Here is a 22,330-nt window from a genome sequence, read left to right on the forward strand (position 1 = left end):
GGTGGACTCAGGACCCGTCGATGCTTCCGTGTCCCCAGAGCAGGCAAGATCCGTTCAGCAAGCTCACACAGAGGCAGCGAACCTTCGATTATCGATCAAGAAAACGATCACTCGGTGTCGGTGGCGAAATGGTCGGTGCCCAGCACGGTGAGCAGGGCGAGTTTCTCGTGGCTTTCCGTACCCGGCGTGGCGGTGAATATGAGCAGCGACTGGCCATGGTCCGGCTCGAGCAGGAGTTGGCAGTAGAGGTCCAGATGTCCGACCTGGGGATGGACGAAGCGTTTGGTTTCGCTCCACCGCAGGCCCACTTCGTGGCGCTCCCACAAACGGGCGAACTCGTCGCTGGTGCGGAGCAGGATGTCCGCCATGTCCGCCGCGGGGGAGCCGGGCCCGTCCCGGGTGACGGCCGCACGCAGCAGCGCGACGTTGATCCGGCTGTTGTCGTCGTACTCCTCGGGGTGGTACCGCTCACGGGCGGCCGGGTCTGTGAACCACCGGTACGTCGCGCTGCGGGCGTTGCCGGTGTACTGGGTCTGGTCGCCGAGCAGTGCCACCGCGGACGGCGTCTGCAGCAGCGTCTCGCCCAGCGGGCCCATGACCTGTGCGGTGGTGCCGGCCAAGCCGTCCATGACCCGCATCAGCCCCGGGCTCACGTGCTGATGCCGCAGGTCATGGCGGGTGGTGCGGTAGCCGGCGAGGAGGAACAGGTGATCGCGTTCGTCCGGGGTCAGCCGCAGGCCGCGGGCGATGGCTGCGATCATCTGCTCCGACGGTTGCGGCCCGTCGCCGCGTTCCAGCCGGGCGAAGTAGTCGGCGGACATGGTGCACAGTTCCGCCACCTCCTCGCGGCGCAGGCCCGGAGCGCGCCGGCGTTGCCCGCGGCGCAGCCCGACGTCCTCCGGTTGCAGCGCCGCACGCCGGGTACGCAGGAAGGCGCCCAGGGACGAGCGGTCGAACGTGTGGTCCATGGTCCCCATCGTTGGCCATCCGGCACGGCTTAGCCATGACCCGCCAGTCAGTGGTTGCACATGTCCTTCCAGCGCCCGTGGTGCGGCAAGTTCACTGGCGGTGCGATCACCGGTCGCACCGAACCGCGAACCACAACCCGCGAACCACGGAGCCAGGACCCATGACCAGTTGGACAGCGAACGACCTCCCGAACCAGACCGGCCGGACGGTGGTGATCACCGGTGGCGGCCGTGGCCTCGGCCTGATCACGGCACGCGAGCTCGCTCGTGCCGGTGCCCGCGTCGTGCTGGGGGTACGCGACACGGGCAAGGCCCGCCACGCCGTCGCCGACCTGCCCGGCACCTTCGACGTCCGACCGCTCGACGTGGCGGATCTGACCTCGGTGCGAGCCTTCGCCGACTCCTGGTCCGGCGACATCGACATCCTGATCAACAACGCCGGTGTGATGGACATCCCCGCCGCACGCACCGCTGACGGCCTCGACCTGCAGACCACCACCAATCACACCGGTCCCTTCCTGCTGACCACCTTGCTGCGCGAGCGCATCACCGACCGCGTGGTGCACGTCACCAGCGAGCTGCACCGGCAGGGCAGGATCGACCTGGACGACCTCGACTGGCGCACGCGCAAGTACAACGGGATGCGCGTCTACGAGGCGTCGAAGCTCGCTGTCGTCCTGTTCTCGCTGGAGCTCCAGCGCCAGCTGACCGCCGCCGGCAGCCCGGTCCGCTCGGTGCTCGCCAGCCCGGGCATCGCCCGCACCGCGCTGGCGGCCCACTCCCGGTCGAACGTCATCAACCGGCTCACGTTCCTCACCAACGACCCGGAGCGCGGAGCGCTGTCGCTGCTCTACTCCGCCACCCAGGACGTCCCCGGCAACTCCTACATCGGGCCGGACGGCCTGGGCGGCTTCCGGGGCTCCCCGGTCGTCCGCCGACAGGGCAAGGCCGGCCTCGATGCGGCCATGGCCGGGCGGCTGTGGGACGCGACCGCCGACCTCGTCGGGGCGGTCGCCCGATGAGCTACCTGGAGGCCGCCGACCACGCCGAGATCTACGTATCGCACAGCTATCCGGAACAGATCGCCGACCTCGGCGAGATCCGGATGAACTACGCCGTGGCCGGTGATCCCGGACTCCCGGCCATGCTGCTCATCCCGGCGCAGACGGAGTCCTGGTGGGGGTACGAGGCCGCCATGCGGCTGCTGGCCGACCGCTACCAGGTGTACGCAGTGGACCTACGCGGCCAGGGCCGGTCCACCTGGACGCCGGGACGCTACAGCCTGGACATCTTCGGTGGTGACCTGGTCCGCTTCATCGACCGGGTCATCAAGCGTCCGGTCATGGTCTGCGGGCTGTCGTCCGGCGGCGTGATAGCGGCCTGGCTGTCCGCCTTCGCGGCGCCCGGCCAGGTCCACGCCGCGGTCTACGAGGACGCGCCGCTGTTCGCCTCGCAGACCGACCCCGCGGTCGGCCCGTCCATCCGGCAGGGCGTCGGCCCGATGTTCCGGCTGTGGCACAAGTGGCTCGGACCGCAGTGGACCATAGGTGACTTCGCCGGGATGCAGGCGGCGATCGGCCGCGAGATCCCCGCCTGGATGCTCAGCGCGCTGCACCGGATGGCGCCGGCCGGCACCGGAGTCCCTCCGACCGCTCCGCCGCAGGATCTGCGGGAGTACGACCCCGAGTGGGCTGACGCGTTCCTCTCCGGGCGAGCCACCGTCAACTGCGACCACGAGTCCATGCTGCGGCAGGTCAAAGTGCCGGTCCTGTTCACCCATCACTTCCATCACGTGGACCCGGACACCGGGCAACTGCTCGGCGCGATCACCGACCTCCAGGTGCAGCGGGCGCGACAACTGATCGAGACCACCGGTCACACCTTCACCTATCGCGCGTTTCCCGGCATGCCGCACTCCATGCACGGCCACGACCCGGCCACCTACGTCGACACGGTCACCACGTGGGCCGACGACCTGGCCAACAGCCCCGCATCCGTCAGGAGTACCCGGTGAAACCCACTGCCTGCGAAGCACTGCGGCTCGACGCGGCCGGCCGCAGGCTGCTCTTCACTCCCGCCTCCTCCTGGCAGAAGGAAGGCGGCGCCGACCGCACCGGCGACACGGTCGAGCGGACACCGACGCAGGGCGGCTTCGGCCAGAAGACGGACGGCGGCGAGAGCGACGAAGCGATGGTCTGGACACCAAGTTCGTCGTTTTCTCCACCTGCCAGCGCGGCTACTTCCGCCGCGTCTTCCTCAACTATGCCCACGTCCCTCACGACCAGGAAGGCGGCGAGGCCGCCGTCGCCCTCGAGCTGGCATGCAGCATCCTGGACTCCGTCGACGGCTGCATGGGCGTCCTGTACGACGGCGCCTTCCGCGGCATGCACCGCGACGTCATCGCCCGCCGAGGCCGGCTGCTGATCAACAAGCAGCACAAGGGCACCAAGCACCGCTACATCCACACCCTCGGCTACGGCCGCTGTCGCCACGAACTGTGGTCCCAAGGCGGCCGCGTCCACGAACGCACCTACCTCGACAACGGCACCAGCACCCTCGTCCCCTTGCCCGTCCGCAAACCAGAACGCCGCGCCAGCACCCACAGCCACCGCTGGTACCACCTGCTCACCATCCCCTGCCCCCGCGGCCCCCACGAACCCGTCGGTATCACCACCACCCCCGGCGACGAGGGCCAGAGCGACACCGAGACCGGATTCCACCGTGCCGAGCACCTCCTGCAGATCCCCGACAACACCGCAGTCCACCAACAGCTCTACGGCGGCCGTGAAGACACCGAAGCTGGCTTCTCCCAGTTCGACCGCTCCCTGTGGAACCGGCGCATGATCGCCTTCGGCGCCGAAGCCCAGAACCTCGTCGTCCTCGGCTTCCTCCTCGCCCAGAACGCCACCAGCGCCGCCCGCTACCAGGAGGACAGGATGACCGGTTCTCGGAGTGGAGCGAATCCAGGGAGACGGGGTTGTGTCGCGAGCGGGTCCGGTACGCGGCAGGCGAGCGGTTCGCTCGCGGTGAGAGAGCCGCGGTGACCGCGACGGACCTGAGGGTCAGCGAGAGGTCGATGGAACGCTGGCATCATGCACGTTGATCACGAGCCGGCACCCGTCCCCACGGATCGGCTCTCCGGCAGCACCAGCGTGCACGTCTCCCCAGGCGCAATGGTCACGGCGCGGTCGGCCAGCACCACTCGGATCGGTTCCTCCTCCGAGTCGGGCACACTGATCTCCAACTGCCTGCTACGACGCCGTACGCCGACACCCCAGTGACCGCGGTAGCGCAGCGAGAACCCGTACTCGGAGAGGGCAGGGAGAGGCACCGGGTCCAGCCGCAGGGCGTCCTCGCGTGTTTCCAGTCCTGTCAGGCCGCGCTGGACCAGGTCGAGGGTCCCGGCCATGGCCCCGAGATGGATGCCCTCGCCGGTTGTGCCGCCTTGGATATCAGCGATGTCCGCTTCCAGGGCCTCATGGACGTACTGCCATGCCTCGGCTCGTCTGGCTCTGGCGAGGACCAGGCCGTGGACGAGTCCGCTGAGTGTGGAGCCGTGGCTGGTGCGCTGCAGGTAGTAGTCGACGGTCCTGCGCCAGACCTCGTCGTCCAGGTCGTATCCGAGCTGCCAGAACAGTTGCTGGAGTTCGGCGGGCGAGAACAGGTAGCCGAGCATGAGGACGTCGGCTTGTTTGGACGCCTTGTACCGGTTGACCGTGTCGCCCTCGGCCTCGAGGATCCGGTCCAGCCGACGGATGCTGCCATAGCGTCTCCGGTAGGCGTCCCAGTCCAGCTCGGCAAGGCTGTCATAGCCCTCGAACTGACTGATGACGCCCTGGTGGAACGGTACTCGCAACCGACGGGAGATCTCCTCCCATGTGCGGAGCTCGCCGCTGTCCAGCAGGACGCGTTCGAACAGTTCTTCGCGGCGCCACACGGGAAGGCGCCGCAGGAGGTCCAAGGTGCGATTGAGGGTCCAGGCAGCGGTGACGTTGGTGTACGCGTTGTCGTCCATCCCCGGCCTGACGGCGCCCGGGTAGCTGTCGTGGTACTCGTCGGGGCCGACGACACCGCGGATCCGATAGCGTCTCAGGTCGGGATCGAAGACTGCCAGATCGGCCCAGAAGCGGGCGATCTGCAGCAGCATCTCCGCGCCTTTGGTCTGCAGGTACTCCGTGTCACCGGTGGCCTCGCAGTACTGCCAGACGTTGTAGGCGATCGCCGATCCCACGTGGTGCTGGAGCCGGGAATGGTCGGGCAGCCAGTGCCCCGAGTGGGGGTTGAGGTGCCACTCCTGAGTCTCCTCGCGGCCGTCGCTGCCGCTCTGCCAGGGATACATCGTCCCGGCCCGGCCGATCTCGGCTGCTGCTCGGCAGGCTCGCGGGAGGCGCCGGTAGCGGTAGTTGAGCAGCCCCCGGGAGATCTCCGGGAAGTGCAGGTTGAGATACGGCAGGACGAAAAGCTCGTCCCAGAAGACATGACCGCGATACGCCTCGCCGTGCAGCCCCCGCGCGGGAACGCCCACGTCCAGGTCCGCGGTGTGCGGTGACAATGTCTGCAGGACGTGGAAGAGGTGGAAGCGCAGGATGCGGCCGGCTTCCCCGGGCACCTGAATGTCCGCGCGTCGCCACAACCGCTCCCACGCGGCGACATGGGAGTCCAGAAGGCCGGGGAAGTCTGCCGCCGTGGACACCCGGTCGACCGCTGCGCCGAGTGGGTCGCTGATCGCCGTGTCGCGCGAGGTGTGCAGCGCCACGGTCTTCTCCACGGTGACGGGTCGATCGGGACCGATCGCGACCACCAGGCGGTGGACGGCACGGTGGCGGCCGGGACGAAGCATCGATGAGACCGCAGCGAGGTCGGCTGTGACCGTCGTTCGAGCAGCCATGGCGACAGCGACGTCCGATGTGCTGGTCCGGCAGCTCAGCCAGACCGTGTGCGGCTCCTGAGCGCCTGTCCGCACACGGGTCACATGACGGCGATTGAGGGCGCGGTACCGGTGCACATTGCCATTGATGACCTCCCCGTCGAGACAGGACTCGATCTCGACCTCTCCCGACCAGCCCTCGGCCGCGAAGACCGTCTGCAGCACGGCCAGGTGAGGATCCCTCATGTGCACCAGGCGGGTCTGCTCGACGCTGAGCGCGCCCGCCTCGTCGCGCCGGTGACGGAAGGCACGGGTGAGTATGGCGCGGCGCAGATCCAGGGTGTGCCGGTGCTCCAGGAGGGCATGCATGTCCGGGGAGAACCACGGGCCCCATGCTTCCTCGGCGCGGCGCAGACGGAACCGGAAGAGCAGCCAGTTCGGGAGATTGACCAGGTCCTCGTTCACCACCTGCCGTCCCGACACGACCGATTCCAGGCGGTTGTAGCACCCGGCCGCGTAGGTTCCCGGGCAGTGCACAAGACCCGCCCGGCACTCGGGCACCGCGCCCCGCGTGGCGAAGTAGCCGTTCCCGAGCGTGCACAGCGATTCACGCAACCGCTCGGCAGCGGGGTCGTAGCCCGTCCACTCCCACGTCCAGTCCGACATCAGCCGCCCTCACCTCACCTCCGGGGCCGAGGGGCCCAGGCCCGCCGGCCCCTCAGACCGGCTGGGGGACGACGGCGACCGGGCACTCCGAGTGATGCAGCAGGGCGTGGGCGGTCCTGCCGAGCTGCAGCCCGAAGTGGCCGTGCCGACGCACGGCACCGACGACGATCAGGTCGGCCTCTGCTGATGCCTTCAGCAGTACGTGGTGGGCGGGGCCTTCGACCGGCCGGCGGTGGACATCGACCTCAGGGTGCTCCCGCATGGCCTCGCGCAATGCGTCGTCGAGGCTGGTCGAGGCCCGCTCCTCGCGCAACCGGGCGGCGTCGTCCGCGACCAGAATGTGGTTCACGGGCTCGCGGGCCGGGTTGCGCCAAGCCCGTACGGCTGTCAGAGCGCAGCCGCGCCCTTGGGCCTCGCGGATGGCGAACCGTACGGCGGCCGCGCCGGAGCTCGGGTCCCCGACCCCCACCACGACCCGGCCTACGGCCCCACGGCGGTTCCGTTCTGCGCCACGGACAACGACGACCGGGCACACGGCGCGCGCCGCAACCGCGAGGCTGACCGACCCCAGCAGCAGTCCGGCGAACTCGCCACGTCCACGGGCGCCGGTGACCAGGGCGAACGCCTCGGGCCCCGCACGCAGCAACACGGACACGGCATCGTCGGGCAGTACCTCGCCCGACGTCTTCACCTCAGGATCGCGAAGCCGGGCCCGTTCCACGCCGGAAGCGACGATGTGCTGCGCCAAAACCTCCGCGGCGGGACAGCCGGTCGTGAAGGACGGCTGGGCTCCTTCGTAGCGCTCCCAGAGGGAGGCGTGCACCAGACGCAGTGGCAAGCCGTGCCGAGCCGCTTCGTCCACCGCCCAGTCAACCGCCAGCAGACTGGAGTCCGATCCGTCGACGCCCACGACCAGCGGGAGTTCCATCTCCGCCACCGCCTTCTCCATCCGGCTGCCCAAGGACCCACCTGTCATTACCGTCGCACCGTCCGAGAACCGCCGCGACATACGACGCGATCCCGGATCACGTGGCCTGCGGCCGGATTGCGGCACGCTCGGTCGCCGTGATGCTGGAGGCATACAGCTGAATCCGTTCCTCCCGAACGTCCCCGAAGGACCAGGAGATGCCTGACGCTCCGCACATCGTGAGCGATGTGATGACCCTGCCCGTGGCGGCCGTCGGGCGCGACGCGCGGTTCAAGGAGATCGTGCGGGTCATGGACCAGCACCAGGTCAGCGCCGTGCCTGTCGTGGAGGGCGAGGGGCGGGTGGTGGGTGTTGTCTCGGAGGCCGACTTGTTGTCCAAGGAGGAGTTCCGGGATCACGGACTCGCCCGCCACGATCGGATTCGTCGCCGATTCGCCCTGGCCAAGGCTCAGGCACTGACCGCTGAGGAGCTCATGAGCACGCCCGCTGTCACGGTCCGCCCCGACGTCACCTTGGCCCAGGCAGCCCGGATCATGGCCAAGGAGCACGTCAAGCGGCTGCCGGTGGTCGATGATGAGGACAGGCTGTCGGGCATCGTCAGCCGAGTCGACCTGTTGAAGGTCTTCCTGCGGTCGGACGAAGACATCGAGGAGGAAGTCCGCCGAACCGTGGTCTCCTACCTCTTCCCCACGGCCAGTCACGCCATCCACGTGTCTGTGCAGGACGGGGTCGTCACGCTTTGCGGTCGCGTCCACGACACCTCCCTCATCTGGGTCGCCGAGCGCCTTGTCCGCGCCGTGGAGGGTGTGGTGGGAGTCGAGGCACGGCTCAGCGGCGAGGACGCCGCCTCGGACGGACCCGAGACCACGCAGTGAGCAGCGGCTGCTCCCCTCGAGGCGCGGCCTCCGTCGGCGCGTCGGCGTCTACTGATCGGCCGGGGTGATGCGGCGGCCCGTGAGGCTTGTGGGCCGGATCGACACCCACATCTCGCGTTCACCGCCGGCCCATGGCTGGGTGTGGGCGTGCCGGGTGAGTCGGCGCACGGCGTCGGGCTCGGTCACGACGTTCGCGGGGCCGACGGCGAGTACGCTCCAGCCCTGGCTCAGAGCGTCGTCCAGGTGATCGACCTCGAACGCGACTTCCGTCTCCACGGCCGCTGCGGCCACGGACTCGGGCGCGGTGCGGAAGACGATGGCCTCGTCGACGACCTCGTAGTTGACGGGGACGACCGCCGGGCGGCCGTCGGGCCTCGACATCGCGATGCGTCCGACTCCGTGTGTGGACAGCAGTCTGCGGCATTCGTCCGGGCCGAGGTCTCGCAGCTGAGGGTGCAGGAGTGCGTGGCCCTGGCCGGGCGGGGCGTCCGTGCCTCCGCTGAGGAGTGCGGTGACATCGGTGCCCAGCGCGTCGGCCAGCCTGATGAGAGCCGCCATCGTGGGGTCGGCGGGTTGTTCCTCCAGGTGTGCCAGGTAGCTGGGCGACATTCGGGCGCGCTGGGCTGTCACCTCCAGGCTGAGTCCCCGTCTGCGGCGCTCGACGCCCACGCGTCGCCCGATGTCTCCGGGGCGGGGTGTCATGGTCGGAGAGCCGACCGTCGGCACGGGCTCCGCCGGACCCGCGCCCGGCTGTGCCCCATGGATGGTTCCGGGCTGTCCGTGCTCAAGATGGCGGATGTGCGCGTCGGGCCCGGGGAAGACGAGCGTCACCTCGTCCGTGTCCGACCAGCGCACGTCGTACGGAGGTGTTCCGTCCTCGTGGTGGAGTCCGATGATCTCGCCGTCGCGCTTGGCGCCGCCGGTCGTCGGACTTTCGATGACGAGTTGGTCGCCGAGGTGAGCTCGCATGATCGCCGCCCTCTGCTCAGAATGGTGCTGTATCCAACCTGCCACGCGGGACACACCACCGCACGGGACGAGACTCCCGTACCCGCGAGGCGGGCGGCCCGTATCCCGGATGCGACATGCACCACCGAACGGTCGAGGAGCTCATGACCCGGGACGTCGTCCGGGCGCGGCGTGACACGTCGTTCAAGGAGCTCGTCAGGTTGCTGGCGGAGAACGACGTGACCGCTGTGCCCGTGGTGGACGACCTGGAGCGCCCCATGGGCGTGGTGTCCGAGGCCGACCTGCTGCGCAAGAGCGCCGACCAGGCCGATCCGTCGGGCAGGACTCCCGTTCCGCACCTGGAGGCCTGGGAGCGGGCCAAGGCCGAGGGCTCCCGGGCCGAGGAACTGATGTCGGCCCCCGCGGTGTGCGCACGCCCGGAGTGGAATGTGGTCGAGGCCGCGCGCCTCATGGAGACCCAGCACGTCAAGCGGCTGCCCGTGGTGGACGAGGCGGATCGGCTCCTGGGCATCGTCAGCCGTGGTGATCTGCTGCGGATCTTCCTGCGCCGCGACGACGCCATCCGTGACGAGATCACGGCGGACGTGCTGCGGCGCACGTTGGGGCTCGGCCCCAGGGAGGTGACGGTCGAGGTGCGCGACGGGCGGGTCCAGCTCGGCGGCTCCGTGGAGTCCCGGAGTCTTGTTTCCGTCATCGAGCAGCTGTGCCGGGGCGTCGACGGCGTGGTTTCGGTCGCCAGCCACATCGCGTACGGTAACGACGCTGGCCGTTCCTCAGCCAGCACCTGACGAGGGCCTGCCGGCACGGTCGGCTGAAGCGGGCCCTGGCGCGTCACACCGGATCTGTCACGGATGATCCTTCTTGAATTCGCCCCGTTTCACAGGGACCATCCAGCGGGCTCACGGGTGTTCGGCCGGGACGCGCTCATACCCTGGATGTCGTGATCCGCGGTCTCCAGCAATTGGTGAGCGAGGTCGATCATGGCCCTGCCTGCCGCCAATTCGTCGCCGATCTCCGGCACGTTCGTGTCCGCCGGATGGCAGTGCGCGGTTCCGTGGCCGGTGAGCGCCGTGGTGCCGGTGTCCAGCACCACACGTGCCTTGGTTGTTCCGTCGTCTTCTTCGAATAGGTGGAGACGAACCGTCCACTCAGCCGTATGTGACATGGCCTTCCTCCTCGCTCCAGTACGGACCGATGTGATCCGCATCCAGTCGGCTTCGCGACCGGGAGACCCTGCGCAGACATTGGTCGTACCTTCTCGGTCCCCTGTCCCGGCTGCTCTTGCCGCGTAAACCCCGGCGACCACATGGGGCGAACCCTCTGAGGCGTAAGTTCGACAGCTTCGAATCCGGGTTTCCGCCATGTGCTGATGTTCGTCCTCGGACTGTCAGCGGCCGCGCTCTGCGGGCGGGATGCGGACGGGATGCGGACGGCGAACCTTGTTCGCTCATGATGCGGCCTCCAGCACGTTGTCCGTTCGCCCACCTCGTTCCACAATTGAACAGCAGTGGGCTTCTCACGGGGCCGCAAGTCCTTGTGGACGGGCGTCCGGCCCCACAGGGAGCGGCCGCCGGCTCGGTCCGTCTCAGCCGGTGGCGGTCATATGTGTGGTACGACCGCAGTGGGACAAGGTGCGTGATGCAGTAGCGCATGATTGATCAGGCCCAGTTGCAGTCCCCGACGCACAAGCCGAGGGCGGGCCCCGACGACCAAAAGGTCCGCCCCTGACGCCCCTTCCAGCAGTGCCTGGCGCGCCGGTGCCTCGATCAACCGCCGCTCGACCAGGGCGTCGCGGTATCGCTCCGTCGGCTTCCGCAGGGCGTCGTCGAGCACCTGGGCCGGCGAACGGAGGTGAGCCTCCAGGGGCCACGACGGGGCTTGAGGTGTGCTGAACGCACCGGACGGCGCGCTCCAGGCGTGCACCACCACCAGCCGACAGCGCCGCACCTGGGCCTCACGGAATGCGAACTCAAGGGCCGTGCCGCTGCTCTCCTCGTCCTCGACGCCTACCACGATGTTCCCGAACCGGGCATCCCGGTGCGAAACTTCGCCGCGCACCACGACGACCGGGCAGTCGGCTCTTGCGGCCACGGCGAGGCTGACCGAGCCCAGAAGCAGGTCGGCGAGGTCTCCAAGCCCTCTGGACCCGAGCACCAGCGCGAAGGCGTTGCGGCTTGTGCCGATCAGGGCGGAGGCCGCGTCCTCATGCGACACCTGGCTCGACAGCCGCACCGTGGGAGCGCCCTGCCTGGCCCGTTCCGATGCAGCGGTGATCAGGTCCGACGCTTCGCGGCCCCCGGTCGCCGCGTGCAGGATGTGGAGCGGCACCCCGTGCCGGACCGCCTCGTCGGCGGCCCAGTCGACCGCCTCCAGGCTCGCCTCGGATCCGTCGACGCCGACCACCACGGGAATCGTCACCGCCCTTGCCTCCCCTCGTACCGGATTCCACGCCTCCGATCCCTCCTCCCAAGGTCCACATGCGCCGCGGAGGGGATCGGGGTGATCCTCGAATGAGAGAACGCACCGCGCTCGGCATAGAGGCGATGTCCGGACCAGCCACTCGAACGGACTCGTCCACCGTCATTTCCAGTTTCTTACGAGACGGAGGCCGCCGCTATGCAACCAGCTGTCACCGTGGGCCTCGACGGTTCGCCCGAGAGCCTTGCCGCTGCCCGCTGGGCCGCGGACGAGGCCGAGAAGCGCAAGCTCACCCTGCGCCTGCTGCACGCATGGCCGCTGCTGGCGCCGGAACCGGCCCGCGTCCCCGCGGAAGTCGATCAGAACTACTGGGCGAAGCGTCTGGTCCACACCGCGCGAGCCGAGCTCCAGGCGCACCACCCGGGCCTGCCCATCGTCGGGAATCTGGTGGCCGAAGATGCTCAGAACGCCCTGCTTCAAGCGGCGTCCGAGTCGGAGATGACGGTGCTGGGTTCGCGTGGTCTGGAGCCCGTCGAGAGCTACTTCCTGGGGGATGTCAGCATGCCCGTCGTGGCACGGGCGGAGCGGCCGGTGGTGCTCGTCCGCGCCGAACCCCGGGAACAGGGGCCGTCCCCGGCACCCGCGAGCCGTGTCGTCGTAGCCCTGAAACTGCACGGATCCTCCGACACCCTGCTCGACTTCGCCCTCCGCACCGCTGCGGCCAGGGGGCTTCCTCTCCTGGCCGTCCACGGCCGCAGCGTGCCACTGCATGCACGGGTGCCCTGGGGCGTGGACCACGGCGTCACCGAAGAGATGACGCGGGATGCGCACCAGCAGCTGGGCGAGGCGCTCCACCTGTGGCGGGAGAAGTACCCGCGGGTGGACATGGCCGACAGCGTTCGTCTCGCAAGCCCCGCCGCGGTCGTCGTACAGGCCGCCGAAGGCGCCGCGCTGCTGGTCGTGGGACGCCGCCGACATCGTCATGGTCTGGCGCCTCATCTGGGTCCAGTGGCACAGGCCGCCATTCATCACGGGCGCTGCCCCGTCGCCGTCGTTCCTCATGACTGAGCCCGGCCTCCGCGAAACCTCGGCGCCGTCGGTGCCGGGTGCCGATGCGTTCGCGCTCCGGTCCGGTGCCCGGCACGACGGCGAGCCGCTGACGCGCGCAGGGGTGTGCGAAACCCACACCGCGATCGTGTTCTTCGCCGGGGACCGCGCCTACAAGGTCAAGAAACCGGTCGATCTGGCGTTCTTGGACAACACCACGGTGGCGGCTCGCCGGGCCGCGTGCGAGCGCGAAGTCGCTCTCAACCGACGCTTCGCCCCTGATGTCTACCTGGGCGTGGGCGAGTTCCGCAGTCCTGACGCGAAGGCGCCCGAACCACTCGTGGTGATGCGCCGCATGCCGGCGGACCGCCGCCTTTCTCGCCTGGTGCGAGAAGGAGCCGCCGTCGACGAAGCCCTGCGGGCCGTCGCCCGGCACCTCGCCTCCTGGCACGCGGAGGCGCCCCGAGGCCGCGACGTGGACGAACAAGGCACGCGAGATGCGCTGTTGTCGCGTTGGGAGGCCAGCTTCGCGCAGGTCCACGCGCTGGCTGTGGACGGTCTCGTGCCCGACGGTCTGGGGGAGACCGAGCGCTTGGTACGGCGCTATCTCGACGGCCGCAAGCGGCTGTTCGACTCCCGCATCGAGCAGGCGCGCGTGGTCGACGGCCACGGGGACCTCCTCGCCGAGGACATCTTCTGCCTCGACGACGGTCCTCGCGTCCTTGACTGCCTGGAGTTCGACGACCGTCTCCGCTATGTCGATGGCCTGGACGACGCGGCCTTTCTCGCCATGGATCTGGAACAACTCGGTGCCCCGGAGGCCGCGGCGTACTTCCTTGCCCAGTACGGCGAGTACTCCGGCGATCCCGCGCCTCCTTCCCTGTGGCACCACTACGTCGCCTACCGCGCGTTCGTCCGCGCCAAGGTCTCCGTGATCCAGGCCCGGCAGGGTGCGCCCGGCACGGAGGCGGCGGCGCGGCGGCTGGCCTCGTCGGCACTGCGCCACCTGCGCACTTCTGCCGTCTCGCTCACCCTCGTCGGCGGGCTGCCCGGCAGCGGAAAGTCCACCCTCTCCGGAGCGCTGGCCGACCGGCTGGGGGTCACCTTGCTCAGCAGCGACCGCCTCCGCAAGGAGCTTGCCGGTATCCCCGCGGAGCAGTCCGCCGCGGCCGGCTACGGCGAGGGCCTGTACGCACCGGAGTGGACAGCCAAGACCTATGCCGCCCTGCTCGATCGCGCAGCCGCGCTGATGTCCGCCGGCGAGTCCGTCGTCCTCGACGCCACCTGGTCCGATGCGGGACAGCGTGAGGCGGCCTCGCGTGTGGCCGAGCGTGCCAGCGCCGACCTGGTGGCCCTGCACTGCCACGTGCCGGGCGACGTGTCGGCGGCCCGCCTGAACACGCGCGCCGCCGGCACATCCGATGCCGACCCCGCCATCGCCGCCGCTATGGCGGCCACGGAACCGCCGTGGCCCGAGGCCGTCGCGGTCGACACCAGCGGCTCGTTGGAGTCCGCGGTCGCCCAGGCGCTGACTGTCGTACGCCCGTGGGGCACCGGTCAGGCCCCCGTCTTCCGCCGCCCCTACATGGAGCCGGACTGAAGTGCCATGTGTGCCCGGGCGACGCCGTCGTCGTGGTGGGGGCGGGTCCCGTCACGCGCGCCGTCCGCAGCGGAGGGCACGTCGCCAACAGCGGCACGCACGGCAGACCCACGACGCTGCGTCTCGAATCCCTGCGGCGCAAGAACGTGACGATCAGCACTGGTCAGGTGGACACGTCTTCACACCGTGGCTGCTCGAACCGGTGAAGTGCATGGGTCTGCCCGGTGCCAGGGCTCACGGCGTGGGGCCGGTCCTGTCCTTCGAGCTGCCGACCAGGAACCGTACGGTGTCGGACAGCGTGGTCAGTTCGGGGTAGTCCTCGTCGTCGATACGGATGCCGGTGCGTTCGGAGAGCAGTTCCACCAGGCTGAGGAAGTCGAGCGAATCGAGTTCGAGCACATCACGGAACTTGTCGTCCGGTTCCACCCGTGTGAAGTCCGCGTCGGGGACGATCAGAGTGATGGACTCCTTGACCACCGACATGGCTTTCGCCTCGTCCAGGGGTTTCATCCGACTCACAACTCCTCCGGGTTCTGCAGCAGTCGGCCGACCGCCGTCAGGTAGCGCGCCCCCACGGCGCCGTCCGTGGCACGGTGGTCGGCTGCCAGCGTCGCGGTCACCACCGGACGGACACCGAGCATGCCGCCCGAGGCCCAGGGCCGCTCGACGACCGCGCCGAAGCCGTGCCCCGGACCGTCGTCAGGTCGATGCCGAGGTCCCGGGCGAGCCGCCGGGCGTACGGGGTGGCACGTACCCTCGGCCCTGGCGCGGGCGCAGCGCGCTGCACGTCGGCACGCGTGATCCGTCCGCCGCGTCCGGTGCCGTGCACGGCGGTCAGATCGACGCCCCGCTGTAGCGCGAGGTGCCGTACCAGCGGTCCGGTGCCGATCGTTGATGTGGCCTCTGCCTCCAGCATCGGCGGTAGTTGTGTGGGGGTGGCCGAGGTGCGCGCCGGTTGCCCGGCGGGCTCGGTCCTGGATCCCGTGCGTGCGGGCTTCTGGACTGACTTCGGCTCGTGCTGAGCCTTTCGCCGAGGCTTCGCGTGCTCGGGCTTCGCCGCCGGTTCCCGGTCGACCTCGGGGCGTCCGGGCGCGCCTGCCCGCGTGCTGGGTGCGCCCTCGCCTTCGATCACCGCGAGTGGCGTCCCCACCGGCACCCGAGTCCCCGGCTGGACGAGCAGCCGTCCCACGGTGCCGGACTCGAAGCACTCGACCTCGATGGCAGCCTTGTCGGTTTCCACGACGGCGACGACGTCGCCCTTGTGCACCGGGTCCCCGGGACCCACCAGCCATTCCTGCAGCAGGCCCTCGTCCATGTCCGCGCCGAGCGAGGGCATGGTGAACTCGGCCATCTCAGCTCGACCTCCCGGCGTCCGCCCCCTCGTCCGTACTGGTCGGCACGGCCTCGCCGACCGCTCGGCGTGCGGCTGTGACGATTCCGGCGGGCTGCGGCAGCGCGGCCTCCTCCAGTCGGCGCGCGTAGGGTATGGGGACTTCGGCGCTGCACACCCGTTCGACAGGAGCGTCGAGGTCGTAGAAGTGCTGTTCGGTGAGGCGCGCCGATATCTCCGCAGCGAGACTGCCGGTGCGCCAGCCCTCGTCGACAACGACGGCGCGGTGCGTGCGTGCGACCGAGTCGCCGATGGTGGCGTCGTCCAGCGGGCGCAGGGTGCGCAGGTCCACCACCTCCGCGCTGATGCCGATGCTCGCCAGGTCGTCGGCGGCGGTCAGCGCCTTGGGCAGCGAGCCGCCGTAGGTGATCAACGACACGTCCGTGCCGGTTCGGCGAACGGCGGCATGCTCGATGTCGACCGGGCCCGAGTGGGTGGGCAGCTCGCCGGAGGCGTTGTACAGGCTGCCGTGCTCGAAGATCAGCACGGGGTCGGGGTCGGCCAGTGCCGGGGCGAGCAGGTGGCGAGCGTCCGTGATGGTCGCGGGGGCAAGCACGCGCAGGCCCGGGATGTGTGCGTACCAGCCCTCCAGGCTGTGCGAGTGCTGCGCGGCGAGCTGCCGTCCGGCGCCGGTGGTCATCCGGATGACGATCGGGACCGGCAGTTGGCCGCCCGACATGTGCAGCAAGGTCGCCGCGTTGTTGAGGATCTGGTCCAGGGCCAGCAGGCTGAAGTTGACCGTCATGATCTCGACGATGGGCCGCATGCCCGCCAGGGCCGCGCCGATGCCGGCGCCGACGAAGGCGGACTCCGACAGCGGGGCGTCGCGGATCCGGTCGGGCCCGAACTCCTCCAGCAGGCCGAGGCTGACGCCGAAACAGCCGCCGTAGCGGCCCACGTCCTCACCCATCAGGAACACCCGCTCGTCGGTCCGCAGGGCCTCGCGCAGGGCCTCGCGCATCGCTTCCCTGTAGGTCGTCTTCTCGACGGAGGGCGCGGCGGGCCCGACGACGGGGGCGCGGGTCGTGGTCATGGCCGGATCGCCTCCACCGGACTGGTGACGTACTTCAGCAGATCCGCGACGGGCTCTTCGGGAGCCCGCTCGGCGGCCTCTACGGCGCTGTCGATCTCGGTGGCCAGACGGTCCTCCAGGGCGGTGCGGGCTTTGTCGGTCAGCTCCTTCGCTTCCCGCAGCCGCCGGGCGAGCCCTTCGACCGGGTCGCGCTCCTTCCAGTGCTCGATCTCGGCCTTGTCGCGGTAACGGTCGGAGTCGTACATCGAGTGGGCGCGGAAGCGGTAGGTGCGCATCTCCAGGAAGTGCGGTCCGCTACCGGCACGCACACTTTCGGCTGCCCGCCGGGCAGCGTCCTCCACGGCGAAGACGTCCATGCCGTCGACGGCCCAGGAAACCATGCCGTAGGCGGCGGCACGCAGCGCGAGGTCGGTCTGGGCCTGGTGGCGGGTCAGGGCGGTGCCCATCGCGTACAGGTTGTTCTCGCAGACCAGCAACAGGGGCAGTCGCCACAGAGCGGCGAGATTGGCCGTCTCGTGGAACTCGCCCTCGGCGAAGGCACCATCGCCGAAGAAGCAGCAGGTGACCCGGTTGCGGCCGGTCAGCCGGTCGGCGAGGGCAAGGCCGGCCGCGAGTGGCAGTCCGCCGCCGACGATCGCGTTGCCGCCGTAGAAGCGGCGGCCGACGTCGAAGAGGTGCATGGAGCCGCCACGGCCACGGCTGCACCCGGTGGCCTTGCCGAACATCTCCGCCATGATCGCCTCGGCCGGGACCCCGCGGGCGAGCGCATGACCGTGTTCGCGGTACGTCGACACGACCGCGTCGTCGTCCGTGAGGGCCTCGTTGACACCGACCGCCACGGCTTCCTCACCGATGTAGAGGTGCATGAAACCTCGGATGCGGGCCGCGCTGTAGAGCTCCACGCAGCGTTCCTCGAACCGACGGACGCGCAGCATCGACTCCAGCAGAGCCAGACCGTGCGCCGCCTGCGGGTGCGACCGGGCCGAGGGCCGGGGTTTGCGTGGGGTGCGGGTGGTGCTCATGCGGAGGCCTCCGTCGTGTCCCGGGAGGCGGCGTCCTTCTCCAGGGTGGAGATGTCCCCCTCGGGCAGGCCCAACTCGCGCGCTCGCAACAGGCGGCGCATGACTTTTCCACTTCGAGTGTGGGGCAGGTGCTGGTCGAAGGCGATCGCTCGTGGCGCCACGGCCGGCCCGAGTCGGCGCCTGGCGAAGGCCAGCAGCTCCTGCCGGGTCCGCATGGTTGCGTCGAAGCCCGGCCGCAGGGTGACGAACGCCTTGACGATGTTCCCGGCGACGGGATCGGGCCGGCCGATCACCCCGGCCTCGGCGACCGCCGGGTGCTCCATCAGGGCGCTCTCGACCTCGAACGGCCCGATGAGGTGTCCCGCCGACTTGATCACGTCGTCGGCGCGCCCGACGAACCAGTACCAGCCGTCGGCGTCTCGTCGTACCAGGTCGCCGGTGAGGTACCAGCCGTCCGCGAAGGCGGCCGCGGTGCGTGGCTCCTCGTGCAGATAGCCGCGGAACATGGACGGCCAGCCGACCCGGAGCGCCAGTTCGCCCTCCACTCCGGGCTCCTCCAGTACCGTGACGCGGCCCTCGGCCCTCTCCGCACGGCCGTCCTCGCCGCGCCGCAACACCGCTGCCTCCACGCCGGGGAGCGGACGCCCCATCGACCCTGGGCGAATCTCGCAGGCGGCGAAGTTCGCGATCATGATGGCGCCGGTCTCGGTCTGCCACCAGTTGTCGTGCACCGGCAGCCCGAGGACGTCCTGCCCCCAGACCACGGCCTCCGGATTGAGCGGCTCACCGACGGACGCGATGAAACGCAGTGCGCCGAGGTCGAACGAGCGGGGCAGATCGTACGGCCCCGAGCGCGGCGTCGTCCGCATCAGCATCCGCAGCGCCGTCGGCGCCGTGTACCAGACACTGACCCGCTCGTCCGCGAGGATCCGGTACCAGCGGCGGGCGTCGTAGTCGCCTTCGTCCACCACGATCGTGACCCCGTGCATGAGCGGCGCGACGATCCCGTAGGACATGCCCGTGACCCAGCCCGGATCGGCCGTGCACCAGAACACGTCGTCCTCGTGGAGATCCAGGGCGTACAGCGCGGTCACGTAGTGGGCGACGGCCGCCTCGTGCACGTGCACGGCGCCCTTGGGAGTGCCCGTGGTGCCGCTCGTGAAGTGCAGCAGGGCGATGTCGTGCGGTGAGGTCGGCGGAATGGTGAAGCTGTCGGACGCCTCGGTCATCAGCGTGGCGAGACAAGCGGTGCCGGGCAGTTCGTCCGCGCCCTCGCCGACGATCAGCACGTGGCGCAGGGCGGCAAGTCTCTCGCGCTGCCCGGCGATCTTCCTGCGGTACAGCTCCGCCGTGGTGACCAGTACCTGCGCGTCGCTCAGCGTCAGTCGCTGGGCGACCGGGTCCGGTCCGAAAGCGGAGAACAGGGGGCACAGCACACTGGTGTTCTTGAGCGTGCCGAGGACCACGGTGTACAGCTCGGGGCAACGGCCCAGCAGCGTCACCACCCGGTCGCCGTGGCCGATGCCGAGGGCACGGAGCACGTTGGCGAACCGTGCCGTGGAACGGGCCAGCTCCCCGTACGTCACACAGGTCACGGAGTCGTCCCGCCCGACGCAGCGCAGCGCGACGGCTGTGGCGTGGTCCGAAGCCGCATGCCGGTCCACGGCCTCGTGTGCGATGTTCAGTCCCCGTCCATCGGGCAGTCCCTGCAGGGCGGCGCGAGCTTCCGGCCAGGTGAAGCTGGCCCGTACCTTCTCGTAGTCGCCCAGATTCGGCTCGACGCGTGGCGGTGCGGTTTTCCGGATCGTCTCCCATCGCATGGCAGCCACCTTCCTGCGGCCCCTCTTCGACCATCTGTCCGGGGCCGCCCCGCACGCACTGGGCCGAACGGCCCCTGCCTGTGGCTGTCAAGCCCTATGCGGCTTTGGACGGCCGAGGCGGGGGCGCCGGCCTTTCCGAGTGGGCGCAGACGGAAGGCCCAGGACCTGTGGCCCGCATGGCCCTACCCGTGTGGTGCCGGACGGGAAATCCTGCGTTCGTGGACTGCGTGAGGCAGCGGCGATGGTCGACCTGCCCGGCGCAGTGCTGAAGGAGAACGGCCATGACTGCATGCCCCGACCTGAACGACGCGTCGCCGCCCGCGTCCGGCGGGTCGGTGATGGACAAGGACGGCATGGTCGCGCTGGTCGAGGTGTTGGCCGGACGCGGTTTCACCGTGGTCGGCCCCACCGTGCGGGACGGTGCGATCGTGCTGGCGGAGCTGGCGTCGGCCGACGAACTGCCGTACGGGTGGGGTGTGGAACTCGAAGCCGGCCGGTACCGGCTGCGGGAGCGGGCCGACGGTGCCGCCTTCGCGAACGCGGCGGGCCCCCAGTCGTGGAAGCAGTTCCTGCACCCGGCGAAAGTGCGGCAGTGGCGCGCCGACCGGGTGGACGAGGAGACGGTGTTCACGGCCGAGGAGAACTCACCTCCGCGGTACGCCTTCCTCGGGGTGCGCCCCTGCGACGCGCGGGCCATTGCCATCCAGGATGGGGTGCTCACCGGTGGGACCCACCGCGACCCCGTGTACGAGGGGCGGCGGGCCGGAGCGCTGCTCATCGCGGTCGAGTGCACGGAGCCCGGCGGCACCTGCTTCTGCGTCTCGATGGGCACGGGACCCGCCGCTCCTCCCGGCTGTGACCTGGTGATCACCGAGGTGGTCGATGACGACGGTCACCGCTTCTGGATCCGCGGCGGAAGCCAGGAAGGCGACGCGATCCTGGCCGAACTGCCCGTGCGTCCGGCCGACCCCGCCACCTGTGCGGCGGCTCGCGCCGGCGTCGCCGCCGCCGGGGACCGGATGGGAAGGACCATGCCCGAGGCCGACCTGCGGGAGCTGATGGCCGGCACGCTCGACGCCCCCCGCTGGGACGACGTTGCCGGGCGCTGTCTGACGTGCGGCAATTGCACCATGGTGTGTCCCACCTGTTTCTGCACCACGACCGAGGACGTCACCGACCTCACCGGCGACCACGCGGAGCGGTGGCGGCTGTGGGACTCGTGCTTCGACCTGGACTTCTCCCAGCTGCACGGTGGCCCCGTTCGTACATCCCCGCGCAGTCGCTACCGGCAATGGATGACCCACAAGCTCGGCACCTGGTACGACCAGTTCGGCTCGTCCGGCTGTGTGGGCTGCGGCCGGTGCATCGTGTGGTGCCCGGTGGGCATCGACATCACCGAGGAGGCCGCCGCCCTGCACGACTGCACGCGGTCCGGAGCAGAGGGGGAGTCGGCGTGACCATGCCACCGTCGCCTTTGGACTTCCTCCCGCTCGTACAGCGCGAGCGGTTGCGGGCGGTCGGGTTCGACGTGTCGTTCCCGGCGGGCGCACGCCTGTTCGACGAGGGTGCGGAGGCCGATCGCTTCTGGCTGCTGCGCCGTGGCGAGGTCGCTCTCGACATCTGCGTTCCCGGCAGGCAGCCGGAGGCACTGATAGAAACTCTTGGTGCGGGTCAGCTGCTGGGCTGGTCGTGGATCTGTCCGCCGCACCGCTGGCACCTCGGTGCCCGGGCGGTGACCGCGGTGGAGGCCACGGAGTTTCCCGCCACCGCCGTCCTCGACCTCTGCGCGGCCGACCCGGAACTCGGATACGCCCTCATGCGCCGCTTCACCGGAGTGGTCGCCGAACGCCTCCAGGCCACGCGCATCAGGCTGCTCGACCTCTACGCTCCGCACGCCAGCGGCCCGCCATGAGCACCGTGACGCCACCGCTGCCGTACCGGGTTGCCGAGACCCGGGCGGAGACCGTCGACACCCGTTCGCTGGAACTGGTTCCTGCCGGCAGTGAACTTCCGCCCTTCTCGCCGGGCCAGTTCGCGATGCTCTACGCCTTCGGGATCGGTGAGGTGCCGATGTCGGTCAGTGCTCTGCGCGGCCCGCACGGAGGCCTCGTGCACACCGTACGTGCGGTGGGCCCGGTCTCCGCCGCCCTCTACGACCTGCGCCCGGGGGAGACGGTCGGGCTCCGAGGGCCGTTCGGCACCGGCTGGGACCTGGACGCGGCAGCCGACCAGGACGTGCTGGTGATCGCCGGCGGCATCGGGCTGGCGCCACTGCGGCCGGTGGTGCACGCGGTCCTCGACCGGCCGGACCTCTACGGTCGGCTGGGGATCCTGGTGGGTACCCGTACCCCTGGCGACCTGATCTACCAAGGGGACATCGAGCGCTGGCGCGACAGAGCCGAGGTGGGGGTGACCGTCGACCGCCCCTGCCAGGGCTGGGACGGCTCGGTGGGGGTTGTCACCGCCCTGCTCGACGGCTTCGCATTGCGGCCGGAGCGGACCCACGCGCTGGTGTGCGGGCCCGAGGTGATGCTGCGCCACACCGCACGCGCGCTGACGGGCCGAGGCCTTGCGGCGCACCGCGTTCAGGTGTCGCTGGAACGCAACATGCGCTGCGCCACCGGCCACTGCGGTCACTGTCAGCTCGGCCCGCTGCTGCTGTGCCGTGACGGGCCTGTCGTCGGCTACGACCGTGTGGAACGCCTGCTGGCCGTACGGGAGCTGTGA

General features: G+C 70.0%; 22 protein-coding genes and 1 pseudogene. 10 read left to right on the forward strand and 13 right to left on the reverse strand.

The genetic code is table 11. The features are described from left to right. Positions 1–107: 107 nt before the first annotated feature. On the reverse strand, positions 108–968 hold the full coding sequence (locus ACWGKT_RS19545; RefSeq protein WP_453274648.1) for a helix-turn-helix transcriptional regulator: 861 nt from the start codon (positions 966–968) through the stop codon (positions 108–110). A 161-nt stretch (positions 969–1,129) separates the two neighbouring features. Between ACWGKT_RS19545 and ACWGKT_RS19550 the strand changes: the two genes are divergently transcribed. Further along, positions 1,130–1,990: an SDR family NAD(P)-dependent oxidoreductase gene (locus ACWGKT_RS19550; RefSeq protein ID WP_453274649.1), complete on the forward strand. Its 861-nt coding sequence runs from the start codon at positions 1,130–1,132 to the stop codon at positions 1,988–1,990. Beyond that, on the forward strand, positions 1,987–2,982 hold the full coding sequence (locus ACWGKT_RS19555) for an alpha/beta fold hydrolase (protein ID WP_453274650.1): 996 nt from the start codon (positions 1,987–1,989) through the stop codon (positions 2,980–2,982). The genes ACWGKT_RS19550 and ACWGKT_RS19555 overlap by 4 nt, the downstream gene beginning before the upstream one ends. Here ACWGKT_RS19555 and ACWGKT_RS19560 read toward each other — a convergent pair. Continuing rightward, on the reverse strand, positions 2,966–3,358 hold the full coding sequence (locus ACWGKT_RS19560; RefSeq protein ID WP_453274651.1) for a hypothetical protein: 393 nt from the start codon (positions 3,356–3,358) through the stop codon (positions 2,966–2,968). The genes ACWGKT_RS19555 and ACWGKT_RS19560 overlap by 17 nt on opposite strands. A gap of 587 nt (positions 3,359–3,945) precedes the next feature. Here ACWGKT_RS19560 and ACWGKT_RS19565 point away from each other — a divergent pair. After that, a pseudogene (locus tag ACWGKT_RS19565) lies at positions 3,946–4,068 on the forward strand (IS630 family transposase); the annotation flags it as partial. A gap of 3 nt (positions 4,069–4,071) precedes the next feature. Here the strand turns inward: ACWGKT_RS19565 and ACWGKT_RS19570 are convergent. Next, entirely contained in the window at positions 4,072–6,501 is a 2,430-nt protein-coding gene (locus ACWGKT_RS19570; RefSeq protein ID WP_453274652.1) for a glycoside hydrolase family 65 protein, read from the reverse strand. Between the two features lie 52 nt (positions 6,502–6,553). Then, entirely contained in the window at positions 6,554–7,429 is an 876-nt protein-coding gene (locus tag ACWGKT_RS19575) for a universal stress protein (protein WP_453274759.1), read from the reverse strand. Positions 7,430–7,626: 197 nt separating this feature from the next. On the opposite strand from ACWGKT_RS19575, the gene ACWGKT_RS19580 reads away from it, so the two are divergent. Beyond that, positions 7,627–8,304 carry a CBS domain-containing protein gene (locus tag ACWGKT_RS19580; protein ID WP_453274653.1) on the forward strand — a complete coding sequence of 226 codons (678 nt, stop codon included), beginning with the start codon at positions 7,627–7,629 and terminating at the stop codon, positions 8,302–8,304. A gap of 48 nt (positions 8,305–8,352) precedes the next feature. Here the strand turns inward: ACWGKT_RS19580 and ACWGKT_RS19585 are convergent, their stop codons facing one another. Then, positions 8,353–9,273, reverse strand: a complete 921-nt coding sequence (locus ACWGKT_RS19585) for a pyridoxamine 5'-phosphate oxidase family protein (protein ID WP_453274654.1) — start codon at positions 9,271–9,273, stop codon at positions 8,353–8,355. Positions 9,274–9,389: 116 nt separating this feature from the next. Between ACWGKT_RS19585 and ACWGKT_RS19590 the strand changes: the two genes are divergently transcribed. Next, positions 9,390–10,061, forward strand: a complete 672-nt coding sequence (locus ACWGKT_RS19590) for a CBS domain-containing protein (protein WP_453274655.1) — start codon at positions 9,390–9,392, stop codon at positions 10,059–10,061. 89 nt (positions 10,062–10,150) lie between these two features. On the opposite strand, the gene ACWGKT_RS19595 is transcribed toward ACWGKT_RS19590, so the two are convergent. Further along, on the reverse strand, positions 10,151–10,438 hold the full coding sequence (locus ACWGKT_RS19595; protein WP_453274656.1) for a DUF1876 domain-containing protein: 288 nt from the start codon (positions 10,436–10,438) through the stop codon (positions 10,151–10,153). Positions 10,439–10,872: 434 nt separating this feature from the next. Beyond that, positions 10,873–11,691, reverse strand: coding sequence for a universal stress protein (locus ACWGKT_RS19600; protein WP_453274657.1), 819 nt, complete (start codon positions 11,689–11,691; stop codon positions 10,873–10,875). 198 nt (positions 11,692–11,889) lie between these two features. On the opposite strand from ACWGKT_RS19600, the gene ACWGKT_RS19605 reads away from it, so the two are divergent. Next, positions 11,890–12,759, forward strand: coding sequence for a universal stress protein (locus ACWGKT_RS19605; RefSeq protein ID WP_453274658.1), 870 nt, complete (start codon positions 11,890–11,892; stop codon positions 12,757–12,759). A gap of 103 nt (positions 12,760–12,862) precedes the next feature. Beyond that, positions 12,863–14,338 (forward strand): bifunctional aminoglycoside phosphotransferase/ATP-binding protein, encoded by a 1,476-nt coding sequence (locus tag ACWGKT_RS19610; protein ID WP_453274760.1) that lies wholly within the window; start codon positions 12,863–12,865, stop codon positions 14,336–14,338. A 234-nt stretch (positions 14,339–14,572) separates the two neighbouring features. On the opposite strand, the gene ACWGKT_RS19615 is transcribed toward ACWGKT_RS19610, so the two are convergent. Genes ACWGKT_RS19615 through acsA form a run of 6 tightly spaced genes read right to left on the reverse strand, consistent with a single transcriptional unit; the run spans position 14,573 to position 19,603 of the window. After that, positions 14,573–14,848, reverse strand: coding sequence for an acyl carrier protein (locus ACWGKT_RS19615; RefSeq protein ID WP_453274659.1), 276 nt, complete (start codon positions 14,846–14,848; stop codon positions 14,573–14,575). A gap of 5 nt (positions 14,849–14,853) precedes the next feature. Then, positions 14,854–14,979, reverse strand: a complete 126-nt coding sequence (locus ACWGKT_RS19620) for a 2-oxo acid dehydrogenase subunit E2 (RefSeq protein ID WP_453274660.1) — start codon at positions 14,977–14,979, stop codon at positions 14,854–14,856. Continuing rightward, a complete protein-coding gene (locus tag ACWGKT_RS19625; protein WP_453274661.1) occupies positions 14,955–15,689 on the reverse strand; it encodes an E3 binding domain-containing protein in 735 nt (244 codons plus the stop codon). The genes ACWGKT_RS19620 and ACWGKT_RS19625 overlap by 25 nt, the downstream gene beginning before the upstream one ends. Before the next feature lies 1 nt (position 15,690). Further along, the gene (locus ACWGKT_RS19630; RefSeq protein ID WP_453274662.1) at positions 15,691–16,761 is read right to left on the reverse strand and encodes an alpha-ketoacid dehydrogenase subunit beta; all 1,071 of its coding nucleotides are present in this window, start codon (positions 16,759–16,761) and stop codon (positions 15,691–15,693) included. Then, positions 16,758–17,783 (reverse strand): pyruvate dehydrogenase (acetyl-transferring) E1 component subunit alpha, encoded by a 1,026-nt coding sequence (gene pdhA, locus ACWGKT_RS19635; protein WP_453274663.1) that lies wholly within the window; start codon positions 17,781–17,783, stop codon positions 16,758–16,760. The genes ACWGKT_RS19630 and pdhA overlap by 4 nt, the downstream gene beginning before the upstream one ends. Continuing rightward, positions 17,780–19,603, reverse strand: coding sequence for an acetate--CoA ligase (gene acsA / locus ACWGKT_RS19640; protein ID WP_453274664.1), 1,824 nt, complete (start codon positions 19,601–19,603; stop codon positions 17,780–17,782). The genes pdhA and acsA overlap by 4 nt, the downstream gene beginning before the upstream one ends. A gap of 281 nt (positions 19,604–19,884) precedes the next feature. Between acsA and ACWGKT_RS19645 the strand changes: the two genes are divergently transcribed. Genes ACWGKT_RS19645 through ACWGKT_RS19655 form a run of 3 tightly spaced genes read left to right on the forward strand, consistent with a single transcriptional unit; the run spans position 19,885 to position 22,330 of the window. Next, a complete protein-coding gene (locus tag ACWGKT_RS19645) occupies positions 19,885–21,060 on the forward strand; it encodes a 4Fe-4S dicluster domain-containing protein (protein WP_453274665.1) in 1,176 nt (391 codons plus the stop codon). Positions 21,061–21,062: 2 nt separating this feature from the next. Further along, a complete protein-coding gene (locus tag ACWGKT_RS19650; RefSeq protein ID WP_453274761.1) occupies positions 21,063–21,515 on the forward strand; it encodes a Crp/Fnr family transcriptional regulator in 453 nt (150 codons plus the stop codon). Next, positions 21,512–22,330: an FAD/NAD(P)-binding protein gene (locus tag ACWGKT_RS19655; protein ID WP_453274666.1), complete on the forward strand. Its 819-nt coding sequence runs from the start codon at positions 21,512–21,514 to the stop codon at positions 22,328–22,330. Before ACWGKT_RS19650 ends, ACWGKT_RS19655 begins: the two co-directional genes overlap by 4 nt.

The organism is Streptomyces sp. NPDC054794 (assembly GCF_053611585.1).

What these genes read in the sequence shown, in the direction of transcription:
- ACWGKT_RS19605 (WP_453274658.1), top strand. Translation starts at nt 11,890, where the DNA reads ATGCAACCAGCTGTCACCGTGGGCCTCGACGGTTCGCCCGAGAGCCTT.
- ACWGKT_RS19620 (WP_453274660.1), bottom strand. Translation starts at nt 14,979, where the DNA reads ATGCTCGGTGTCCGTCCGGTGGTGACCGCGACGCTGGCAGCCGACCAC.
- ACWGKT_RS19580 (WP_453274653.1), top strand. Translation starts at nt 7,627, where the DNA reads ATGCCTGACGCTCCGCACATCGTGAGCGATGTGATGACCCTGCCCGTG.
- pdhA (WP_453274663.1), bottom strand. Translation starts at nt 17,783, where the DNA reads ATGAGCACCACCCGCACCCCACGCAAACCCCGGCCCTCGGCCCGGTCG.
- ACWGKT_RS19590 (WP_453274655.1), top strand. Translation starts at nt 9,390, where the DNA reads ATGCACCACCGAACGGTCGAGGAGCTCATGACCCGGGACGTCGTCCGG.
- ACWGKT_RS19650 (WP_453274761.1), top strand. Translation starts at nt 21,063, where the DNA reads ATGCCACCGTCGCCTTTGGACTTCCTCCCGCTCGTACAGCGCGAGCGG.
- ACWGKT_RS19550 (WP_453274649.1), top strand. Translation starts at nt 1,130, where the DNA reads ATGACCAGTTGGACAGCGAACGACCTCCCGAACCAGACCGGCCGGACG.
- ACWGKT_RS19645 (WP_453274665.1), top strand. Translation starts at nt 19,885, where the DNA reads ATGACTGCATGCCCCGACCTGAACGACGCGTCGCCGCCCGCGTCCGGC.
- ACWGKT_RS19595 (WP_453274656.1), bottom strand. Translation starts at nt 10,438, where the DNA reads ATGTCACATACGGCTGAGTGGACGGTTCGTCTCCACCTATTCGAAGAA.
- acsA (WP_453274664.1), bottom strand. Translation starts at nt 19,603, where the DNA reads ATGCGATGGGAGACGATCCGGAAAACCGCACCGCCACGCGTCGAGCCG.
- ACWGKT_RS19545 (WP_453274648.1), bottom strand. Translation starts at nt 968, where the DNA reads ATGGACCACACGTTCGACCGCTCGTCCCTGGGCGCCTTCCTGCGTACC.
- ACWGKT_RS19575 (WP_453274759.1), bottom strand. Translation starts at nt 7,429, where the DNA reads ATGGAACTCCCGCTGGTCGTGGGCGTCGACGGATCGGACTCCAGTCTG.
- ACWGKT_RS19570 (WP_453274652.1), bottom strand. Translation starts at nt 6,501, where the DNA reads ATGTCGGACTGGACGTGGGAGTGGACGGGCTACGACCCCGCTGCCGAG.
- ACWGKT_RS19625 (WP_453274661.1), bottom strand. Translation starts at nt 15,689, where the DNA reads ATGGCCGAGTTCACCATGCCCTCGCTCGGCGCGGACATGGACGAGGGC.
- ACWGKT_RS19555 (WP_453274650.1), top strand. Translation starts at nt 1,987, where the DNA reads ATGAGCTACCTGGAGGCCGCCGACCACGCCGAGATCTACGTATCGCAC.
- ACWGKT_RS19655 (WP_453274666.1), top strand. Translation starts at nt 21,512, where the DNA reads ATGAGCACCGTGACGCCACCGCTGCCGTACCGGGTTGCCGAGACCCGG.
- ACWGKT_RS19615 (WP_453274659.1), bottom strand. Translation starts at nt 14,848, where the DNA reads ATGAAACCCCTGGACGAGGCGAAAGCCATGTCGGTGGTCAAGGAGTCC.
- ACWGKT_RS19585 (WP_453274654.1), bottom strand. Translation starts at nt 9,273, where the DNA reads ATGCGAGCTCACCTCGGCGACCAACTCGTCATCGAAAGTCCGACGACC.
- ACWGKT_RS19630 (WP_453274662.1), bottom strand. Translation starts at nt 16,761, where the DNA reads ATGACCACGACCCGCGCCCCCGTCGTCGGGCCCGCCGCGCCCTCCGTC.